This is a genomic window from Arthrobacter globiformis, assembly GCF_046536215.2.
Taxonomy (GTDB): domain Bacteria; phylum Actinomycetota; class Actinomycetes; order Actinomycetales; family Micrococcaceae; genus Arthrobacter; species Arthrobacter globiformis_E.
In genome coordinates, this window is the sequence record NZ_CM143421.1 from 789,460 (window position 1) to 810,298 (window position 20,839).

General features: G+C 65.5%; 12 protein-coding genes and 1 pseudogene. 7 read left to right on the plus strand and 6 right to left on the minus strand.

The features are described from left to right. Window positions 1–33: 33 nt before the first annotated feature. The 3 genes and pseudogenes from R5O87_RS03685 to R5O87_RS03695 all read right to left on the minus strand — a co-directional run bounded on the left by R5O87_RS03685 (window position 34) and on the right by R5O87_RS03695 (window position 2,944). The gene (locus R5O87_RS03685) at window positions 34–192 is read right to left on the minus strand and encodes a hypothetical protein (RefSeq protein ID WP_410558222.1); all 159 of its coding nucleotides are present in this window, start codon (window positions 190–192) and stop codon (window positions 34–36) included. 476 nt (window positions 193–668) lie between these two features. Continuing rightward, window positions 669–1,356: pseudogene (locus tag R5O87_RS03690) on the minus strand (SDR family oxidoreductase). Between the two features lie 190 nt (window positions 1,357–1,546). Then, window positions 1,547–2,944, minus strand: a complete 1,398-nt coding sequence (locus R5O87_RS03695) for an MFS transporter (RefSeq protein WP_410558221.1) — start codon at window positions 2,942–2,944, stop codon at window positions 1,547–1,549. A 370-nt stretch (window positions 2,945–3,314) separates the two neighbouring features. On the opposite strand from R5O87_RS03695, the gene R5O87_RS03700 reads away from it, so the two are divergent. Further along, entirely contained in the window at window positions 3,315–3,512 is a 198-nt protein-coding gene (locus R5O87_RS03700; RefSeq protein WP_410558220.1) for an MFS transporter, read from the plus strand. Further along, a complete protein-coding gene (locus R5O87_RS03705) occupies window positions 3,437–3,886 on the plus strand; it encodes an MFS transporter (protein ID WP_410558219.1) in 450 nt (149 codons plus the stop codon). Before R5O87_RS03700 ends, R5O87_RS03705 begins: the two co-directional genes overlap by 76 nt. 289 nt (window positions 3,887–4,175) lie before the next feature. Here the strand turns inward: R5O87_RS03705 and R5O87_RS03710 are convergent, their stop codons facing one another. Beyond that, entirely contained in the window at window positions 4,176–4,928 is a 753-nt protein-coding gene (locus R5O87_RS03710) for a polysaccharide deacetylase family protein (protein WP_410558218.1), read from the minus strand. A 1,329-nt stretch (window positions 4,929–6,257) separates the two neighbouring features. Here R5O87_RS03710 and R5O87_RS03715 point away from each other — a divergent pair. The 3 genes from R5O87_RS03715 to R5O87_RS03725 all read left to right on the plus strand — a co-directional run bounded on the left by R5O87_RS03715 (window position 6,258) and on the right by R5O87_RS03725 (window position 9,022). Further along, the gene (locus R5O87_RS03715; RefSeq protein ID WP_462836382.1) at window positions 6,258–6,464 is read left to right on the plus strand and encodes a cupredoxin domain-containing protein; all 207 of its coding nucleotides are present in this window, start codon (window positions 6,258–6,260) and stop codon (window positions 6,462–6,464) included. 678 nt (window positions 6,465–7,142) lie between these two features. After that, a complete protein-coding gene (locus R5O87_RS03720; protein ID WP_410558217.1) occupies window positions 7,143–8,555 on the plus strand; it encodes an MFS transporter in 1,413 nt (470 codons plus the stop codon). A gap of 248 nt (window positions 8,556–8,803) precedes the next feature. Then, window positions 8,804–9,022, plus strand: a complete 219-nt coding sequence (locus R5O87_RS03725; RefSeq protein ID WP_410558216.1) for a hypothetical protein — start codon at window positions 8,804–8,806, stop codon at window positions 9,020–9,022. A 1,157-nt stretch (window positions 9,023–10,179) separates the two neighbouring features. Here the strand turns inward: R5O87_RS03725 and R5O87_RS03730 are convergent. Both R5O87_RS03730 and R5O87_RS03735 read right to left on the minus strand, forming a co-directional pair. Continuing rightward, a complete protein-coding gene (locus R5O87_RS03730) occupies window positions 10,180–15,825 on the minus strand; it encodes a DUF6531 domain-containing protein (RefSeq protein WP_462836383.1) in 5,646 nt (1,881 codons plus the stop codon). A 261-nt stretch (window positions 15,826–16,086) separates the two neighbouring features. Next, on the minus strand, window positions 16,087–16,368 hold the full coding sequence (locus R5O87_RS03735) for a hypothetical protein (RefSeq protein ID WP_003803594.1): 282 nt from the start codon (window positions 16,366–16,368) through the stop codon (window positions 16,087–16,089). 221 nt (window positions 16,369–16,589) lie between these two features. On the opposite strand from R5O87_RS03735, the gene R5O87_RS03740 reads away from it, so the two are divergent. After that, on the plus strand, window positions 16,590–19,448 hold the full coding sequence (locus R5O87_RS03740) for a hypothetical protein (RefSeq protein WP_410558214.1): 2,859 nt from the start codon (window positions 16,590–16,592) through the stop codon (window positions 19,446–19,448). Next, window positions 19,445–20,788 (plus strand): hypothetical protein, encoded by a 1,344-nt coding sequence (locus R5O87_RS03745; RefSeq protein ID WP_410558213.1) that lies wholly within the window; start codon window positions 19,445–19,447, stop codon window positions 20,786–20,788. Before R5O87_RS03740 ends, R5O87_RS03745 begins: the two co-directional genes overlap by 4 nt. Window positions 20,789–20,839 lie beyond the last annotated feature (51 nt).

A 20,839-nucleotide genomic window follows, 5' to 3' on the forward strand; every position in this document is an offset into this window, starting at 1 on the left:
ACGGCCCTTCGGCTGACGCTGGCTACGGTCGATTTAGTTCGGCCACCACCCGATGGTTGCATGGTTGGTCGAGGGCTTCGAAGTGGAGGACGTGGTGCTGTCCTGGTCCTTCGGCGCGGCGTTAGCCGGAGCGGCAATCCCTGCTACGGCGAGAATGCCGGTCATGAGAAGTGTGGCGGCAAGTTTTTTCATCGCGATGTTCCCCCCTTGTGGTGGTGCTGATGTGATACGTGTGCACGTACCGGCGTCAGTATACGGTTTTTCGCTGCCGCTTATAAGCCCGCAAGACCAAACTTGTCAAGGGACTTTCTAGCCGCTGGGTCCCGCTTCGGTCGCGTTTTAAGGTCTTCCAGCGCAATACCGCAGCTACTCCCCCGTGGAAGCAATTCATGCAAATACTGCCCTCTCGATAGCCCCATTTGCCCGCCCCCAGTTCGAGGTCGGCGGGTGGTGCTCTTTGGGCTACACCGGCTGGGCCTAAGCGCCCCATCTGGTCGCACGTCAGCCATGTCAATCAATTCGCAGGAGCCCGGTGAAGACCAACGACGCGGAAAAGGAGTCCTGGCCTTATTCTCGCGCATGTTGCCGACCTTCTGTTCTCGACGTCTTCGGCGGGCGAGGCCCAGGCTGCCTCCGTAGGGAAAGGCGCCCTCGGTCATCCGCGATGTTCAGCGGCGGTCGAAGGTGAGGCCGCCAGGGACCTGGAAGGTGGGCATGATCTCGATCATGCCGATGTTGACGTGTCGCGGGGTTTCGACGGCGTTGACGATGTCGTCGGTGGTGAGGGATTCGTAGCCTTCATAGTAGGTCTTCCACGCCTCTTCCATGGCCTCGGGGCTTCCGCCCATGTTCCGGCCAAAGATTTCCGTTTCGACCCGGCCGGGGCAGATTTCGGTGACGCGGATGCGCTTTCCGACGGTGTCGTTCCGCAACTGGCGGGAGATCTGGTGGACGGCCGCCTTCGTGGCGTGGTAGGCGGTGTGCCCGTAGAAGTTGTAGAGGCCCGCGATTGAGCTCACGTTCACGATGTGGCCGAGGTCGCGCTCCACCATTCCCGGCAGGATCAGGCGTGTCAGTTGAAGGAGACCCCGGAGGTTGACGTCGATGATCTCGTCGAGATCCTCCTCTGAGGAACTGAGAATGTTCCCCGGCCGGGAGACCCCGGCGCAGTTGACGAGGACGTCGACCTCAATGCCGTCGAGCTCTGCGGCGATCCGCGAGCTCCTTGAGCCGCTCTTCGTTGCGGGCTACGGCGTGGACGGCGAGCCCCCGCTTGGCGAGGCGTTCGGCGATCACGGCCCCCATTCCGGTCGAGGCTCCGGTCACGAGGGCGGTCTTGTAGTCAGCGAAGGGCATTCAGTTCTCCCGGGAAAGGACGAGGCTGTGCGCTAACGGCACGGCCGGGTTGTTTAGTGTGGTCAGTGGTGGACTGGATTGTGTTGGCCACCGCATCCACCCTGTGGGGCGGCCGGCTGGCCCATTGACCAGCGGCCGCTCCACTCGCGGTCGAGCTACTGCCCGATCAGCTCAGGCGGACGACAACCCGTCACTTTTCGGCGCCAGGCTTAGCGGCAAGATGGCGCGTGGCCCTGCCTGGGAATGCGGTCACGGCGGTGACAGCGGCCTTCTCTCGCCCGCTCTGCTGCACCTCGTCGAGCTCCTTCAGCGTGTACTTGCCGGTCTCCTTGGCAGTGAGCGCCGAGATCCCTGCGAAGGCCATGAACCCGAGCGCGACCAAGGACGGGCCGAACCATCCCTTGAGGTCGGAGCCAGCGAGTGCTGTCGCGAGAACGGGGCCGACGACACCCGAGATGGCGAAGCCGATCTGGGTGCCAAGGGCGAGCCCGGAGACGCGCAACCGGCCGGGGAACATCTCTGCGAAGAACGACGGCCAGGACGCGTTCACCATCGAGTAGAAGAGGGAGTAGTTGATGATGCCGAATGTAAAGATCAGCCCCCAGTTGCCGGTCGTGATCGACCAGAGGTAAGGCACCATCGTGATGCCTACGCCGACCGTTCCGAGGAGGAACATTGTCTTGCGTCCGATCTTGTCCACAAGGAAGCCGGCCAGAGGCGTGATTCCGAGGGCGATCACTGCCGAGACCGTCGTCGTCAGGAGCATGGTCGGCTTGTCCAGCTTGTATCCGGCGGTTCCGAATGCCACCGAGAAGGTCTGCATCATGTAGCTCGTGCCCGCGATGAGCGCACAGAAGACGATCCGCAGCACCGCGCGCCAGTGGAAGCGCAGGAGATGCATGAGGGGGGCGACGTTCGCCTTGGCGGCCTGGACCTTTACGAACTCGGGCGGCTCCTCGATGTGGCGCCGGATCAGGTAGGCGGCGACGACTACGACGGCGGAGGCCCAGAACGGAAGCCGCCAACCCCAGCTCAGCAGCTGCTCCGAGGGCATGGCGGCGATCGGGATGAAGACCAGCAGCGTGAGCAGGGTGCCGGAGGAGGAGCCCAACGTCGTGAAGCTCGCGAGGAACCCGCGACGGCCCTCGGAAGCATGCTCCAGGCTCATGGTGATCGCGCTGGGCTGCTCGCCGGAAAGGCACAGTCCTTGGATGACGCGGATCAGCACGAGCAGGATCGGGCCAAGAGGACCGATCTGAGCGTATGTCGGCAGGCACCCGATCAGGAAGGTACAGCCGCCGATACCGAACAGCGTGATCATCATGACGAACTTGCGGCCGCGGCGGTCGCCCATCGGTCCCAGGATGAGAGAGCCGAGGGGGCGTACCGCGTAGCCGACCGCGAAGGTGATCATGGCGAGCAGCACGCTGATGCCCTGGGGTAGTTCGGGCGAGAAGAAGAGGACGTTCAGAATCAACGCCGACGAGGTGCCGTACACCGCGAAGTCGTAGTACTCGAGGGTCGTGCCGATCCAGGCCGCGACTGCGGCCCTGACCGGAGTCTTCCTGGGAAGTATGGTTTCAGTCATTTCGTCTCCATTGGCGAAGGGGTACAGCGGCCTTCCGGCACACGTGGGTTGCGGAGAGAGATCTCGAAGGGAACGTCCGGTTGCTCGTGGTGTGAGCACTCTCGAATGACTATCGCGAGCTCGTACGGCTTTGCGGACTGGCCTCTGAGATCAAGTTAGCGTTTGAGGAGTGGGTCACACAAAGACAGCTTTTGTGTTCCTACATAGCGATTCGTTATGGCAAGGTTTCGAAAGGCAGGACACGTTTGGACAACCGGAATCTCGATGACTTCGTGAGCATCCTGGACTCGGGCTGCATCACGAGGGTCGCCGCAGGGCTGCACCTTAGCCTGCCCCACCACCAACGGCAAAAAGGGGACCGACCCCCCCGATGGTTATCGCCCCGCGACACTTCCGGGGCAAGCTCCTCAGCCTGATGGCCGTCGCATGGGCTGCAGGATCCGCTTTCGCCTACCTCGCCGGATTCCTCCTATCCGGTCTTGGTAAGGAATCTTGGCGGTTCATGCTGATCGCCAGCGCAATCCCCGAACTCATCGTCTTAGCCGTCCGCGTTGGCATACCGGAGTAGTCTTCTACGTCTGCCAGGTCATCCCGTACTTCGCCCTGGGTACCTTCTCGCCACAAATCATGGCAGCCCTCGGCGTCACCAACAGCCTCGCGGCCGGGGCCACCTACAACGTATTCCTGCTCACCGGCGCCATCGTCGGCATGATCATCGTCGACCGGCTCTCCCGGAGGCTCTTCCTCATCGGAAGCTTCTTCATCGGAGCCGCCCTCCTGACAGCACTCGTGGTCCTCTCCCCCTCGAGCACACTGCTTGCCATCATCCTCTTCGCTGCCTTCGCTCTCGTCCTGGCGGCCGCCGCGAACCTGGAATTCATCGATCCACCTGGGCTGTTCCCACCGAAATCCGGGCCTCCGGACTCTCGAGCCCGACCGTAAATAAATGAACCATAGAGGGTGCACCTCAAACAGGTGCACCCTCTGGGGATTTTCCCTTTTATCTGCCGTGGACCGTTTTGCTTTTGAACCTTACGAAAGGTCGACTATCGGCGTTCATCGAGGCTGTCATTAAATGAGAGATTCGGTCACCTGACGGTGGCTGCGGACGAGGAAATGTAGGTAGCGTTCGGACCCTGGTGGAACGTGTCCCCCTGAGTACCGGTTCGAACCGTATCCATAAAAAGTCATTTGGCGACATAGGGAGTTCTTTATATAAGCTCATATTCCTCTATAGATTGCTTGGCGGGGCCGGGGCCGCGTCGGACAGGCGTATAAAGCCCAGTCCGCGCCGGCGCAGCACGGGAACGGCGGTTTTGATTCCGTCGGCAGTGCCAGCTGAGGGATGGTTGGCGTGTGCGATAACAATGTCCCCCGCTACTGCCTTGGATACCTGGGCCGCGACCGTGGGCGCCGGAAAGGTCGCACCGCCGTCGCCATTGACGCTGAAGCCGGCCGCAAGCAACCCCATCGACCTGGTGACCTCCACAGCGACGTCGTCGAAGAAGGCCGTGCCCGGGCGGAAATACCGTGGAGGCTTGGGCAGCAGGCCGGCCAGATATTCCTGGTTGATGCTCACTTCGTCGAAGCAGGCGCCGACGTCGCGGGTGCCGGCAATTCCGTAGGCACTCTTTCCGTTCACGGACATCGGCCGGTGGGCTGACCCGTGGTTGGCGATTTCGAACAGCGGATTGGTGATGAGGCGCCGGGCGGTCCTCTTGTTCGCGTGCAACCAGCGGTAGTTGAGGAAGAAGGTGGCCGCGACGTCATGGCGCTCCAGGAAATCCAGCAGGTCCCTGTCCACGCGGCTTCCTCCAGGGCCGCCGCAGCAGTCGAACGTCAGGGCGATGGCGTTGCGGGCGGCCGTTCGGAGCTGGACCCCCGGCGCCTCCAAGCCCCAGTAGCGTGGCGTCGCAGTGCCGTATTTTTTGACGGTCTGGGCGCGCTCGGCCAGCAAAGCGACTTTGGCGGTTCGGGTCTGCACGCGGTCGTCTGGCCCCGGCCGGGGGTCCGAGGGCCGTGCGGACTCCGTGGCTCTGGGTGGAGCTGCGGTTCCGCAGGCGGAAAGGACGGACGCCATGCCTGTCAGGAGGAAGGCTCGCCGGCCGGGCACGGAGGACAAGAACGCGGGTTCGGGGCCCGATGACGGGACGTCCCGCAGAGTGGAGTCGGAGCGCAGCGTCGGGGTCACACAAGAACTTTAAGCGCAAAGCCGGAACGGCCCGATTTTCAGGGAAACATTTGGTGCCACCGCACCGATGGGACCGCTCGAGCTGGTCGTTAGGTCTGGACCCACGCTGGTGCCGGATCCGACGCCGAGAAGGAAGGGAGAGTGCCGGGCCATTCTTCTACCTATCCGCCCGGCGCTGCTCCGAACTGTCTTTGCCCCCTCCACGGCAACGGCCGCCGACGGCGACCAGACCCACCAGGCAACGTGGCCAGCTGAACGGCAGCTCTGCCTCGGGCACCGTCACCCAGCACCGGCAACGAGGCCGACGTGGTCCTCAGCGTCTCTGGCCTCGCCCAGACGTTCACGAACTCGCGCTCAAATGTGGAATAGCCACCAGCGGGTACGAGGCGAATGCCCCCGCTGGCCCAAACCGAGGACCTGGAGGAGGCCTGGGCAGAACTCACCGCAGCCGCCCAAGGCTCCAAGGTTTTGAACTTCCCCGCATGCACCCGTTCGGGGGTGCCGTGGGGCCAGGACTCGGCAGCTGTCCGTCTTCTGGCCGCGCTACTGCGTGAATGCCCTTCGGACGGACAACAGACGACCTAGGCGAGTGGAATCATCTCGCTGAGTGGCCTCGGTTTTCGTAGCCTAATTGCGAACAGGCTCCTTTGTTATAGGGGCAAATGCGGCCCTCGGGCATCCATGGACAAGGCACGAAAAATCGCCTCCCCCCTGCTCGGGCGCGGCGAACCCGGGCTGTATGTCCACACTCCGAAACCTGAATTTCCGGTGTTCGGGGCCAGGTCTGCCGGTTTGGTTTGGGGTGCAAAGGACCCAGACCATGGCCATGCCGCATGGTGTTTTGAACCTCGCCGGAGGCACAATGGACTACACAGATTACATTTCCGGTAGAGGACCGTGCGGCATGAAAACAGCAAAGACGGCCAGCGTTCTTCTACTGGTGGGAATGCTTTCCGCAATGTCAGCGTGTGGTTCCGGTGGCGGCACACCCACGGGAACGGTGACCGCGTCTGCTTCGTCCATCCGTCGTCGTCCATGACGGCAACGGGCAGCCCAGCAGTCTCCGGGCCGGCAGCTTCGGCGACCGGGATCACTATTCAGGATTTCTCGTATCAAACTCCCATGTCCGTTCCCCCGGGCGCGAAGGTGACGGTGACCAACATGGACTCTGCCGCCCATACGGTGACGGCGGACGAGGGCTCTGCCTTCGATGTCCATGTTCAGGGCAGCGGCGGAACTGGCACGTTCACCGCACCCTCCAAGGCCGGAAGCTACCCCTTCCACTGCACCTTCCATGCGAATATGCACGGCACGCTGACGGTCAAGTAGTCCAAGCGCTAGGGAGCGCACATCGATAGCTGCGCCAACCGTCTTCAGGTTCACGCCCCAGTTACATGTGGGTGCACGACCTACACGTTGCGTAGAGCCACAAGCAGCCGCTCGTGCTCGGGATGCCTGAAAGCGGCGGAGGGGTCCACTTTCTTAAAGGAACACCGCCCTGGCCAGCGGGTTGCGGGGGCTTCGCCCCTGCGGGCCCCACGGCAGCCATCGCAAGTGGCCACGCCGACCGGATTCGAGGCCGTCCACTACTCGCCCCCGCACCTCGTTTGACTGCGGCACGCAACCTGCGCCGGTTCAGACATACCCCGGTGAGAGGCCATGGATACAACCAATTAACCTGTCAAGCTCTTGACCGGGAGCGGACCCCACCTTTAGAGTCCTGATATATGAGTAATATATGTCACATCTTGACCGGCCCTGGACTCGAGGTTTTGATCTCGATGGGCCGGCACGAGGGTGCCGGAGTCCAAGGCCTTGCCCACTCCACCTCGAAGAGCAGTGATATATGACCACGCCGAAATCATCTCGTGAGTCCAGCGCGGCCGTATCGGCTGGCATCGAGCCAGCCGGCCTCGTCCAACAGTCGCCAAAGGCGGCGGCTGTCCGTGCGTCCAGGAAACGGCGCACTGGTGCCGTTGCACTGAAGCTAGAAGGGAACAAATCTCAATGACCCATCCGACCAGGACGACGGCCTCCGTCGACACCTCCATATCAGAAGAGACCAGCTCCAAGTTCAAACGCCGCTTCATGGTGCGGCTTGTCGCTGTCTTCATCGGCGGGATGTTCCTCGACGGTTATATCCTCGGAATCATCGGTCCCGTCACCGGGCTCATGCGGTCAGATCTCCAGCTCGACGCACTATCTCTGGGCATGATCGCTGCCGGCCCCCTGGCTGGTATCTTCGTCGGCTCCCCGCTGGCCGGCTGGGCTACTGACAAGTTCGGACGCAAGCCCATGTTCCTCGTGGACATGGGCCTGTTCCTGATCGCCTCGGCAGCCCAGTTCTTCGTAACCTCCGGAGACGGGGCCGTGATCCAGCTGGCCATCATCCGGTTCTTCATGGGCGTCGCGATCGGCGGCGAGTACTCAATCGGCGGGCCATTGCTATCCGAGTTCTCTCCTCCGAAGCTCCGCGGGCGTTTGCTCGGGCTGACGCTGATCGCCTGGTACGTCGGTTTCATGATGGCATTCATCATCGGCACGCTCCTGCACGACGCCGGCACCCCATGGCGCCTCGTAATCGGCACGAGCACGATACTCGCATTTGTCCTGTTCCTCGCCCGCATCGGCCTCCCCGAATCGCCGAGCTGGCTCATTTCGAAGGGACGGCGTGAGGAAGCACTCGCGATCGCACGCAGATACATCGAATCACCCGAGATGCACAACAGCATCACCGAAGAGATCGATCTGAGGATGATCCAGGAGGCTCAGGCCGCGCAGAGCAGGACCAAAATCAAGGGCGCCTCCTTTGGGATGCTGTTCTCGAGGCAGTACTGGCGCACCACCCTCTTTACCGCAGGTTTTTGGTTCTGCGCGGTCACTCCGTACTTCGCGATCGCGACCTTCGCCGACGACGTGCTCAACCACTTCGGCTTCGGCGGCGGCTGGGCCGGTGGAGTCGGCCTGTCCGCACTTGCTACCGCGGGTGTCGTCATCAGCGTGCTTCTGATTGACAAGCTCGGCCGCCGAATCCTCACCGTGCCCGGGCAGTGGCTCTGCGCAGGCATCCTGCTGATCATCGGGCTCTGGACGAACGCACCAGCGATCCTCGTGCTCGTCCTGTTCCTCGCCTTCTCCTTCTTCAATGCCGGCTACACCACGATGACCCAGGTCTATCCGTCCGAGGTATTCCCCGGCCATCTGCGCGGCATCGGCACGGGCTTCGCCGCGGCCTTCAGCCGCATCGGAGCCGCACTCGGCACCTTCGCACTGCCATGGGCGATCAGCAACATCGGCATGGGCCCAAGCATGGTCGTAGCCGCCGCCGTCGCATTACTCGGCGCAGGCCTCTCGCAATGGCTTGCACCTGAAACGAAGGGGCGCACCCTCGCCGAGATCTCAGCAGACTTCTCCCACTGACACCGGGACTACACAGTGACTTCGAGTCAGAGCTAAGGCCCTCGGGCGGATCTGCGCGGGGAGGGGACCCAGCAGTCCGTGGCCGCCGCGATGCGACGGCTCGGTTGGAAGTGGTCGCAGGCCACCGTCTGAAGCGTTGAAAAAGGCGAACGCCCTTTGAAGCTGCGCGAAGGGGCCAGATCTTGCCGTAGTACTGGGAACCACGGTTGAGACCCTGGTTGGAGCTGACCCCGGCTTGGTGCTTTCTTTTGAACGAAATCGCGCACGTGCCGGAGAGCATAGCTGCGCATCAGAAGAAGGTCGCGGCTCTCGAGCAGGAACCTGCAGAAACGAAAGCCGCGCCCGAGCGCTTGCAACAGGAGGGCCTGGACTTGGAGGGCGCGTTCCGCGCCGGAGATGACGTGAGCGAAAACCTGACCGAACTGGCTCTGCTGACCCAGCTGAGGCGCCCCGGTCAATCGTCATAGTCATCCAGGTCGCGGTCCAGGTCCAGGTCCTCTTCGACCTGACGAAACGCTACCGGGCCAGCCAGATCACGTTCTTCGGGTCGTCAGCACGAGCAAGTCATGATGGAACACCATCGCGTCCACCGGCCTGGTGTCCACGAACAGCACCGCCACCGTGCGGGAGTGGACTACGGCATATCGGGTCAGGAATGGATCCCGGTGTACTCCTCGGCGTCCATGCCGTCGCCGAGCAGAACCCGCTCATCAAGTCTGACCAGGGCTCGGCAACTCTGTCACAGACCTGACCCAAAGGGCTAGCGACTGCTACCCCTGCCACCAGGGAATACCCGCCGAGGGCCCCTACTGCATCGAGGGACTGAACCCATGAGGGCTCAGTCCCTCCCCTATTGTCCCCTGCTTTCTGCGTCGCCCCCTCCAGGCCCCAAGGTTTACTGGGAATCCTCTACCGCAGTCATTTTTAGTTGCCATTAGCAAAGGCGCACAGTTTTGAAACAGTCTTTATATTCAGGATTTAGTACACGATCAACGGACCCATCGTGCGTCGGAACGTATCGGTCATGTACATTGCCGGGGCCGTATTCGAGGGCGGGCCTCGATACCCACGCTCGAACTTCATTCACGGAGCTCATTGACGAATCAGCCTGAAGTTTCATCAGACTTTCTCATAGTTCAGAGCCGGCTCGTGCAGTCCAGCCGGCCGGGCACGTGCGCACGGTCCGAGGGCAGCGCCCGTCACAGGGCTTCCCACCGCCTCGAACAGCCTCTGTTCCGCACTGCGATGGACCGTGCTCACCGGTTTATGGCCACTGGCCTTCAGACGTAGCCACCCGTCGTCGCGAAGCCACTGATTCCTGTCTGCGGGGACTCAGTCACCAAGCAGCCTTCCATACGGATAGTCCACCCATTGACCCGGGACACCGTCGCCGGCCACCGCCTCCGCACCGCGCATGACTGAATGATAATCAGCTGGATAACGGGCGCCCTCCAGCACTGCATTCGGATCTACGTTGTTTTGAATTTCCCCATCCCGAAATCGGACGTCGTAAGTGAAATATGTTCTGCCAAATAGCAGGGAACGACGCTTCCTGGTTACCCTCGTCGCTCTTACATGAATCGGTAGGGGCTTTGTCATCTGCTGTCCTTTGTAGATCTGCCCATCATGGTCGACCGAGAGGGTCGAGGACGCGCAAATCGCTATTAGGTTGGAAGTCTTGCGAATATCTAGGATATCCGTCGACCGCGTTGCGTTCGAGTTGGTAGAAGGGTGAATCGAGGTCTACTCCGATGTCCACAATTTTCTTCCCAGAATTGACCTGAGTGTTGATCCATGCCCTGTTAAAATTCTCATCAACGGATGTCTCTGCGCGAGTAAGCACTCGCCGCACCAGGGACTCTGGATCTGCCCGTAGCCTTATGTTTTCCATTGGATCGCGGATCCAGCTGGGTGTACCCGTGTAGTACGCGTACCCATGCGCATCTGCATAGGGAATGACCCGTCCGTCCATCCACCTGCCGATCGCCACAGTTCCCGCGTCCGGTCGGACGGTGACCGTCGCCAGCATTCTCTGACCGATCTTCTGACCAACGGCGCCGCCGAGACCACCTGTAGCCGCACCGAAAAGCGTACCCTGCGCAGTTGCTCCCAAGGCCCCCGAAATAGTGTGGGGGCCAGGTCCCGTGTAGTAGCCGTAGGTGCTCTGAACGCCTCCCGAGATGCCGCCTGAACTGGCCCCAGCCACAAGGGTTGCCTTCATTCCGGTGAACCCGGCACGAGCAGCGATACTCGCACCGCCAAAGGCGCCGAGAGCCCCACTAAGGGCGACCTGACCCCAGTTGACCTCGCCGGTAGTGGCCTTCTGAATGATGGTGTCAGCGCCAGCCCCGATGAGCACCATCCCGACTGGTCCCCCGACGCCGGTAGCCACGAGGACGCCGCCTGCGATCACCATCGCACCGCCGGCGAGGTATTCCCAGTTGTCTCCCAGCCAGTCTCCCGCGGCCGCGAATGCTCCCCGTGTGGAGCCGTCATAGGCTTTCAGCTCGCCGTCGGTGAGGGGTCGCAGGCCGGTGGGGTCTGTGGTGTTGAGGGGGTTGTTGCCGGCGTAGGCGTAGGGGTTGCCGTTCCAGCCGGCGCCGAGGACGGGGGCGAGGGGGTCGGTGGAGAGGAAGCCGCGGGCAGCGGGGTCGTATGCCCTGGCCCCAAGCCATTCCAGGCCCGCGATGTCGACGCCGCCGTTGCCCGTCAGGGTGATCCCGGCGGGCAGCATCCCGGCCAGCCCGGAGGCAGCACCGGCCGTGCCGCCGGGGCCCGGTTCGGGGACGGCGGGGGTGCCGAGAACGGCCCAGGGGTCGGTCTGGTCGGTGGGGCGGGCTGCGCGCCAGCCCGGTGCCGTCCACGCGTCGCCGATGCCGGTGACGCCACCGGGCAGGGAGAGGACCTGGCCGCCGCTGATGCCGGCCAGGGTGGGGATGGGGTTGGCGGTGTCCCACCAGAGCTCCGCGCCGTCGATGCCGGCGAGCTCGTCCAGGGCGTCCACCCACAGCCCGTGCCGGGACGTGATGGCGCCGTCGGCGGTGCGTTCGGTGGTGCCGCTGAGGTGCCCGGTCGGGCCCCAGGCGTATTCGGTCCAGGACCCGTCGGGGTGGATCAGCCGGGTACGGCGCCCCAACCCGTCGTGGACGTACTCCGACCGGGATCCGTCGGCGCCGGTGACGGCGAGGAGCTGCCCCGCGGCGTCGTACTCGTACTCCCGCGAACCGGCCGGGGTTGTTTCGCGCACCAGGCGCCCGCCGGCGTCGTACTCCCACTCCGAAACCGATCCGGTTCCGGAAGGCTCCGGCCCTTCGCTCCGGCGAGTGGTTGTGGCCGAGATCATCTGTCCGGCCCGGTCGTACCCGTACCGGGCCACGGCGCCGCGACGGGTCAGGGCCGTGATCCGGCCGTCGTCGTCCCGGCCGATCATGGTGACATCAGCGACGCCCGGAACAGCTCGGTCGACGCGGCTGTGTTCGGACAGGTGCCCGTCGCGGTAGGCCCATTCCTGGACCAGGTCCCCGGCCCTCGCGGAGGTGATCCGCCCCGACGCGTCGTGGGTGAACACGGCCTCCCCGAGCCGGGGGTTGCTGACGGCGGTGACCCGACCGGCAGCGTCCCGGGTGTACGTGGTGGTGGTTCCGTTCGCGTCGGTGAACCCGGTGCGGTGCCTGTCCGCGTCGTACTCCCAGGACAGGCCCTGGCCTGCGCGGGTGCGGGAGGTCAGCAGCCCGCGCCGGTCAAACCCCAGCTCATGTTCGACCGCCAGCCCGGCCGGGCCGGTGTAATCAGTGATGACGACGCGGCGGCGGGCCGGGTCCCGGTCGACGGCGGCGAGCAGCTTCCCGTCGAACGAGGTCGAGGATTCACGGCCGGCCCGGTCGTAGGTCCAGGTGGTGGTGTGCCCGTCCGGGCCGGTCTGGGACAGCTGCCGCCCGGCCGGATCGTAGGTGGCGGTGGTGACCCGTCCGAGCGGATCGGTGACCGAGTCCACCCGGTCCGTGGCAGTGTAGGTGCGCGTGCTCACCCCGCCCACCGGGTCGGTGATCCGGACCAGGCGCCCGCGGGCGTCGTACTCGAACCGGGTCCGCCCGCCCGCACCGTTGAGCGTCCCGGTCAGTTCCCCGGCGAGGTTGTATTGGAACCGGCGGGTGCCGTACCAGGAGTCCTGGGAGTAGGTCAGCCGCCCGGCCTTGTCATAGCCGTACCGCGACACCCCCCTGCCCGGGGCGCGGTGCAGCACGAGGCGCCCGCACGGATCATACCCGAACGTCTCGACCTCGCCGGTGGGCAGCGTCCGCGCAACCACGCGCTGGTCGGCGTCGTACGCCAGTTCGGTGACGGCGCCGAGAGGGTCCGTGGTCCGCCAGGGCCGCCCGCACCCGTCGTACTCGTAACGGGTGACCGCGCCCGCGGGGGACGTGACCGAGGTGATCTTCCCGGCAACGTCCCGGTCCAGCACCGTCAGGCCGCCCTCGCCGTCGACGATTTCCACCGGGTTGCCGGCCGCGTCATAGGAAACCAGTTCGGCGGAACCGTCCACCCCCTGGACCCGGGTGGGGCGCCCGTACTCATCGAAGCTGTACGTCGCGGACGCAAACGCGTCCGTCAGGGTGGCCGTGCCCGCCCCGCGGTCCGCGGCGGCCGCCGCGCGGACCCCGGTGGGGTCCACGACGGCGGTCAGCACACCGAGTTTGTCGTATTCCCGTACCCAGTCGTGGCCTGCGGGATCCGTGATGCCGACCAGCCGGGAAAGCGTGTCGTGGGTAAAACCCCACCGGGCACCGTCCGGCAGCACCGCGGCCGTGACGTTACCGAGCTCGTCGAACACCCGCTCAACAGTCCGGCCCAGCGGGTCGGTGGTGCGGACGAGTTCGCCGTTCGCCGCGTACTCCAGTTCGGTCCGTCCGCCGTCCGGGGCGGTGAACGCGGTGGTCCGTCCCGCGGCATCGTGGTCGAAGGTCCAGACGGCGCCATCCGGATCCTCCCGGCGCACCAGCAGCCCGGCCGCGTTGTAGCCGAAGCGGGTTTCGGCCCCGGACGGGCTGACCGCCGCGACGGGGCGGCCCGCGTCGTCCCGGACGATCCTTGCGGTATCGCCTGCGGCGTTCCGGGTCGCGACCAGGTCGCCGAACGCGTCGTACTCAAACCAGACGCTCACGCCGGCGGGGTCCACGACCCGGGTCAGCAGTCCGTTCCGCCATTCCAGTTCGGTGCGCCCGCCCAGCGGGTCCAGGATCGCCGAGGGGTCGCGTGAGACGTCGTCGGCGTATTCGTAGGAGACCACGGCACCTGACGCGGTCACCAGGGTGGTGAGCCGGTCCTGTCCGTCCCAGCCGTAGGTCAGGTCGGCGCCTTCCGGGGTCACGGTCCGGGCCTTGCGGCCCCGCCCGTCGTAGGCGTGCACCGTGACCGCCCCGTCCCGCTCCGTTAAGGAGACCAGGTTCCCGAACTTGTCGTAAGCCATCGACTGGCGCCGGTCATGACTGTCCAGGACGCCGACCAGGCGCCCCTTGGCATCGGCGATCCACGAGTTGGAGCGGGTCCCGTCCTCATCGGAGACGACCGTCACCCGGCCCGGAAGGTACGCGAACCTGGTCCTGCGCCCGTGCTGGGTGACCTGCAGGACGACCCTGCCGTTCTCGTCGTAGGTGTTCTCCGCCTCGAGAACCCCGGCGGCCGACACCACAGCATCAATCAGGCCCTGCCCGTTCCACCGGTACGTCCGTGCGCCCAGCCCGGTCGCCACCCGGCTGAGCCTGCCGGCGTCGTCGTACCCGTACTCCACCCGGCGCCCGTCCGAAGCCCTGACCACCGCAACCCGGCCGTCAACATACTCCACATCAAGGAACCGGCCCCGCACATGCCCCAGCCGCACCACCTGCCCGGCACTGCCGCCCTCGTCCGCCCTTTCCCCCAGAACGAAGGGCGGGCTTTCCCGGAGAACGGAGACCGTCCGGCCCGGCCCCGACCCGGCACCAAGCCATACCCCGGCCAGGGTGTAGGCCCACCACGCGCCCTGGTTGTCCCGGACCACCAGCGCCTCGGCCGTGCCCGCCGGCACCGCGGCCAGCTCCGTAAGAAACGCCGCGGTCACGGGCTCGCGGGTGAGCCAGTAGTTCTCCCCCGTGCCGCGGGCCCAGCCTTCCCCCTCGCGGGGGAAGTCGACCGCCCGGCCGTCGGCCATCACCCACCGGCAGCCCTCATCCGAGACCGCCAGGTGCTGGTCCAGCACCGAGGCCCACCCCGGACCAAACACCCCCGGCGCCTCCAAACCAGACGCCAGCGAGTTATACATCCGCGACAGCACCAGGTTCGAAGCCACCCCGGCGAACCCCAGATCCGTTTCCGGCTCGATGAAGTTGCCCGTGGCCGTGTTCACCGGGTCATTGGCGTACCCGCTGGACGGCACCGCGCCCGCCGCCATCGGCGGGTCGATCACCAGCGAGGAGCGGCTGGCGCTCACCCCGGCCGCCGCCAGCGCCTCGTTCACGGCCGCGTCCGAGAGGGTGGAAACGTTCCCCTCTCCCCCGGCGGCGGCAAACGCGTCCGCGACAATCACCGCCCACCTCGCGTCGTTCTCGTTGGCCCGCAGGTACTCCCGGTAAGCACGGACAACTCCCGACGCCTCAATCCGCCCCCAGTAACAGCCGGACCCGAACGAGGACAGGTGTCCCTCCAGGACACCCGGGGCCGAGGCCAACCCGTCGTCCAGGCCGCGGGAGTTCGCCGCGAAAGACCGCAAACTCGCCGGCCGCGCCGAGGACGTCCCGCCCCCGTACCCGCCGCCCGGCGGCGGTGTCTCCCGGGACCCCGTCCTGGCCTCAGCCGGGGCAAACGTCGGAGCACTCCCCGGCCCCGCGTTCGGCCGCTCACCCTCACCGAAAAGCCAATCACCGGCCTGCTCAAACCAGTTCCGGTCATTGTGCTCCCGGACCCACTCGTTGTTCCGCGCCCGCCGGGCGTCCTCGTCACGCCCAGCATCGATCATCTTCCCGACATACCCGGCCACCGTCCGCAACGCCGACACCAAAGCGTCCGCGTCATTCCCGGCCGTGGCAGCGTTGGCCGCGAAAACCTCAGAGAAATGCCCCCGGAAATCCTCCCTCGCCGAAATGACGTACGATGCCCGCGAACCCGCAAGCTCCTCAAGCCGTGACGCCGCCGCCTCAAACGCCGACCTCACTGCCCCCGCCACGCCATAATCGAACCGCCCGCCATCAGACGCATCCGAATACGGCAACAACGGCACCTCAACGAACTCGGTCACAACCAAGGCCCCCCAAAGAACAAAACCCGAACAACAAAAAACAACCACCACAACGGCACCACTGGCACCCGCCCGGGAAAAAACCACCAGACGCAGGAACACGCCAAGGACGACCCAAAACCGGGCCACCAACAAAGACACCAGAACCGGACCGGGAAAACCCCTGACCGGCCGACCAGACCACACCCGCGCAACGGCCGGGCAACCGCGCCCCTACCAGAGCGGTGCGCCTACCCGGCCCTCACACCAACAAAACGAAAATCAGGCCCCGCCGCCGGCGGAGAAAATGTCCTGCGAGATCTTCTGCAATTGCCCCCGCAACTGCTCCAACTCCTCCTTGGCCTTATCCAACGCAGCCTTCGTCTCAGGCCACGTCGAACCACGGAACTGCGCCGCCAAAGGACCATCCCAAACATTCGGATCAGACAAAACCCTGCCCTGCGCATCCAGCGCTGAAATCTGATCCGTGAAACCGCCATTAATGATCGACTGCACCTGCCCAATCGCAGCCTTCGCCTGCTCAGTAGACAACACACGCGACATAAAAAACCCTCCCCATGAACAACCGATTACCGCCGAACACACTACCGCCGACGGCCAGACACAGCCGACGGTACCAACACCGGCGAATAAATCCAACAAAAAGAATAATAATCAGAAATACACGGCCGTCCGCGTTACATACGGCGTCGACGGCAATTAGTCCATTCGTCAGCGCAATCCACTATCATGCTGAAGGCACCGTGAACGGAAGAGGGACGAGCATGCCCAAATTGACCACCACCTACCAGCACACCCCACGGCGCCACATCGCGCCGGGCCGAGTGCTGGGCGCCGTCCTTGTCAGCCTGGGGTTGGCCGCGACGGCCTCGTGCACGTCGCCTCCGGAGCCGGAGCCGGTCTCCAGCCCGGTCAAGCTCCTGCAGAGCGTCCGCGTGGGCCTGTCCCCGGCCGCCGGAGTCCAGTCGATCGACGGCACCACAATTTCAGTGTCCGCCGCCGGCGACTCGTCCGCACAGGACACGAAGTACGACACAGCCCAAGTGGTGGGCGCGCTGCCGGTGCGGGTGAGCCTGCAGTACCGTGCCGGAGAGAAATCGGGCTCCGACCTCAGCGAACTACGGGGACACACCGGGCCGGTGGAGATTAACCTCACGCTCGAGAACCTCACAGTCAAGCCCCGGCTGATCGAATACGACGCAGCAGGGCAGGCCCGCTCGGACACCGCCCTGGTCGGCGCCCCGTTGACTGTCGCGGCCTCCACTAAGCTTGGAGGCGTACGGGCCGACGACGTCACACCGGGTTCCGCTGACGGCGCCACGGGAACCAACGGCGTCCTGAGCAGTACCGGGGACGGTGCCACCGTGATCCAGTGGGCTACCGTGCTGGCCCCGCCGCGTTCCGGCGCCAGCACCACACTGCGCCTCGTCGCAGACGTCAAAGACTTCCAGGTCCCCGAATTCGACGTGGCAGTCCAGCCGGGCCTCAACACGGACCTCAGCGCTGACGGCGTGCTCGCCGGCGCGTTCTCCTCCGGTACTGGCTCTGAAATGGAGCTCCAACGCCGCACCATCTCGCTGGTGTCAGACGTCAACACTGTGCTGACTAAGGCCGGCTCCACCATCACCGAAGTCCGGCGGAACCTGCAGGAGACGTCGCAGACGTTGGGCGCGAAGACCGCCGGGGAGCTGCGCGACAATTCCAAGGCCCTGGCCGGGACCATGGCGGACCTGAAGGAACAGCTGAAGAGTCTCGGCGGCGACCTGGAGACTGCAACGAAGACAACGCAGTCCACCACGGCGTCCCAGCTGAGACAGACCGTATCCGCCGTTGACTCGATGCTGGGCGACACCTCGGCAGTGCCGGCGACGGCACCAATCAACGGTGACGGCTGCACCGCCGAGGTTGCAAAAGCCGGCAAGTCGGCCACCGTCTACTCCAGCGTCCTGACCATGGCATCGCAGCTGGACGCCTACGCGAAGGTCAGTGCCGGCTGCCGGGACACCGTGGCCGGCGCCATCGAGGCCACCATGGGACCTGAGGAACCCACGGCGGAAGAGTGCGCCGAACAGGGTTCCATGACGTGTTCCCTTTACGGCTCCGCTGTGACGGTCACCGGCGCGCTTCTGGGCCTGGTCAAGAAGGGCGACGACATCGTGGCGGGCCTGCAGCCGGAGATGGTCGAGGGCGCGATAAAGGACCACCAGGCCTCCGCCGCCACGCTGGAGAGTGTGCGCGCGGATTTGGCTGCAGTCCTCGCGGGCGCCGAAGCCACCGAGGACTACAAGACTGCCCTCGCGAACGTGGACGGCGCCATGAAGTCCGCCCGGACCTCCGTCACCGCGGCACGTGACGCGGCCACAGCGGTCCGCAGCAGCATCGACGGCCTGCGGCAGAAGCTGATCGACATCCGGAAGACTGCAGGGGGTGCCCGGGGCGAGGTGGGGGACGGCTCGCTGCTGAACGGCTCAATGACGCAGCAAACCCAGCGTCTCGCCGACGAGCTGTGCAAGATGGCCGACGGTGACGTCCCCAGCGAAGGCCGGCTGTCCGCCAAGCAAGCTGACCGGCTGCGCTCTTACCTGACGTCCGCTCCGTGCGAGCCCACGGATGAAAACGGAAACCCGGCGCAGGCGCTGAATCCCCCATTGGGGTTCAAAGATCCCCTCGACTCCCGGCTGGAGGCCCAGGCGGCCGCATGGGACTCGGTCCTGGCGGCCACAGACACTACCGACCCGGATGAGGCGATCGGCCAGGCGTTCACCACCCTGGGGACGAGGATCGACGACATCGACGCCAGGCTGGAGGCGGTCAACAAAGCCGCGAAGGAACTCGACGGCGCCGCGACGGGCGGCGTCAACAGCACCAAGAGCGGACTTGAGGACCTGCTCAAAGCCCTGGGCGAGGCAATCGATTCCTCCGACAGGATCGGCTCGACGCTGTCGAAGCTGAAGGTGCAGCAGGACGGACTGGGCGACAAGATCAAGGAGTCCCTCAGCGAAGTTTCGGCGGAGACCGCCGAGGAGGTCTTCAGGACCGTGGACGAACAGGTGCGTCAGGTCGCCGAGATCGGCGACGCCGGCTCCGATGCCGTGATCGCCGCCTTTAACCGGTCCATCTCCGGCCTGAAGTCCACCTCGGGCGAGGTGGTGAAGGACGCCGAGGGCACGGTAAACAAGCAACGGGACGAACTGCTCGGGCAGCGCGATGCACTGACAGCATCGCTGGACAAGAGCACGCAGTCCTCGCTCGCAAACATCGCCTCCAGCACGTCCGGCTCAACCCGCGACGTTGAGGGCGCAAGTGCGCTCCTGTCCTCAAGCCTCAACAAGGTGATGCTCGATCTGGGCGACCGCTCAGTAAACGGTTCCGGCCTGCTCGGCTCCATGGCCACCAGCGCCGCCAAGGCCGACACAGCGGACTATCAGCTGGCTCTGGCCTCGCAGAACGCTGAAGGCTACGCCAACATCCGCTCGCGGGACGTATCGGGGCTGCTGCTGCGCCAGGCACAGTTCAAGGCCTCACTCACCGCTGCTGACGAACTGCCGCCATTCCACCTCGAGGTGCCGGCCGGCGCCACGTCGCAGACCCTGTACACGCTGAAGATCGGCGGCGCCGCATGAGCTCCCGCACCAGGCTTCTGACCCTGATCGCCGCGGGGGTTGCTGTCGTCGTCGCGGCTGCGGTCGCCCTGACCGTGGCGCTGGGCCGCCCCAAGGAGGCTCCGCGGCCCGATCCGGTGGCGGCCACGGTTCCCGTTGCGCTGACGGCCGAGGGCCTGCCGAAGGACTTCTCCATCGGCGTCGTCCTCACGCTGGGGCAGAACGGCGAGCCCGGTTCCGAGTACAACCGGGCAGCGCAGGGCACCGTTGTCGCCGCCCAGCGCTTCGCCCAAGGCGGCGCCGCCGTCGCCCTGCGGGTCCAGAACGACCGCGGCACGGAGGACGGCGCACGCGCCGCCGTCCGGGCGCTGTCCGGGCAGGGAGTGTCCGGCGTCGTCGTGGTGGGAACGGGCCCCCAGGCACAGGCTGCCGCCAAGACCGCCGAGGAGCTCGGACTCCCGGCGATCCTTCCCTACGCAGAACCGTCGGAGCCCGCCCGGGCCACGTGGACCACGGCGCCGTCTGGCGCATCCACGGAAGCCGCACTCCGAATCGCGCTGGGCGGGAAGAGCCGGGTACTGCTCGTCAACGACGGCGGCCAGGTCCCCACGTCGATCAAGATCCCGCAGGCGCTCAACCTCGGGGATTTCGAGGACGCGCTTGGCCTCGCGCAGGAGGCCGCCATCCGAACCGGCGACCAGCTGCGCCCGCCCGCCGAGGACGCCGCCGAAGGCACCGAGCCCACAAGGGTCACCGATCCGGCGGACGCCGTGGTGGTCTCGGCCGTCACCCCGCAGCGGCTCGCCCGGCTGGTCCAGGCCCTGCAGTCCCGCGACGTGTCCGTCCCCCTGGTCCTTCCGAACGGGGCCACGGCCCCGGCCTTCGCCTCTGCGCTTTCCAAGCTCGACGGCACCGCCTCCGGCCAGCTGGTGAGTGTTGCGGCATCGGGCGGAGATCCCACCGCACTCCAGCAGGACGCACAGGGACGCGGAATGTCGGCCTTCCTCTCCGCTGTACGCCTCGCAGCGGGTGACGCGGAGGTCAAAAACCTGACGGGAGATGCCCCGTTCTCCGCCGATGCCTGGGCGGCGGACGCACCCAGCCATGACGCCGTCGTCGCCCTCGTCAGGGCGGCTGCCCTCGCTGGAAGCAACGATCCGTCGAAAGTCGGTGCGGCGCTGCGAACTATGTCCTTCGGCCCCGGCGAGGGGCTTGCCGGTCCGACGCTGGACTTCTCCCGCCCCGCAGCGCTGACCGCGGAGGCCGTCCCGATCTTCGCTTCGGCCCAGGACCTGGGCCTGCGCCCTGCGGACGAAAACGCTCCGCGGCTTGTTTGGGTACCGGCGCCGGCAAGCTCCTGACCATCCTCCCCCGGTGCGCCCCTGTTGGGCGCACCATTTTTCCCATGAAGG

Excerpts from the sequence above, each read along its gene's own strand:
- R5O87_RS03685 (WP_410558222.1), bottom strand. The coding sequence starts at position 192 with ATGAAAAAACTTGCCGCCACACTTCTCATGACCGGCATTCTCGCCGTA.
- R5O87_RS03700 (WP_410558220.1), top strand. The coding sequence starts at position 3,315 with ATGGTTATCGCCCCGCGACACTTCCGGGGCAAGCTCCTCAGCCTGATG.
- R5O87_RS03695 (WP_410558221.1), bottom strand. The coding sequence starts at position 2,944 with ATGACTGAAACCATACTTCCCAGGAAGACTCCGGTCAGGGCCGCAGTC.
- R5O87_RS03735 (WP_003803594.1), bottom strand. The coding sequence starts at position 16,368 with ATGTCGCGTGTGTTGTCTACTGAGCAGGCGAAGGCTGCGATTGGGCAG.
- R5O87_RS03715 (WP_462836382.1), top strand. The coding sequence starts at position 6,258 with ATGTCCGTTCCCCCGGGCGCGAAGGTGACGGTGACCAACATGGACTCT.
- R5O87_RS03745 (WP_410558213.1), top strand. The coding sequence starts at position 19,445 with ATGAGCTCCCGCACCAGGCTTCTGACCCTGATCGCCGCGGGGGTTGCT.
- R5O87_RS03740 (WP_410558214.1), top strand. The coding sequence starts at position 16,590 with ATGCCCAAATTGACCACCACCTACCAGCACACCCCACGGCGCCACATC.
- R5O87_RS03720 (WP_410558217.1), top strand. The coding sequence starts at position 7,143 with ATGACCCATCCGACCAGGACGACGGCCTCCGTCGACACCTCCATATCA.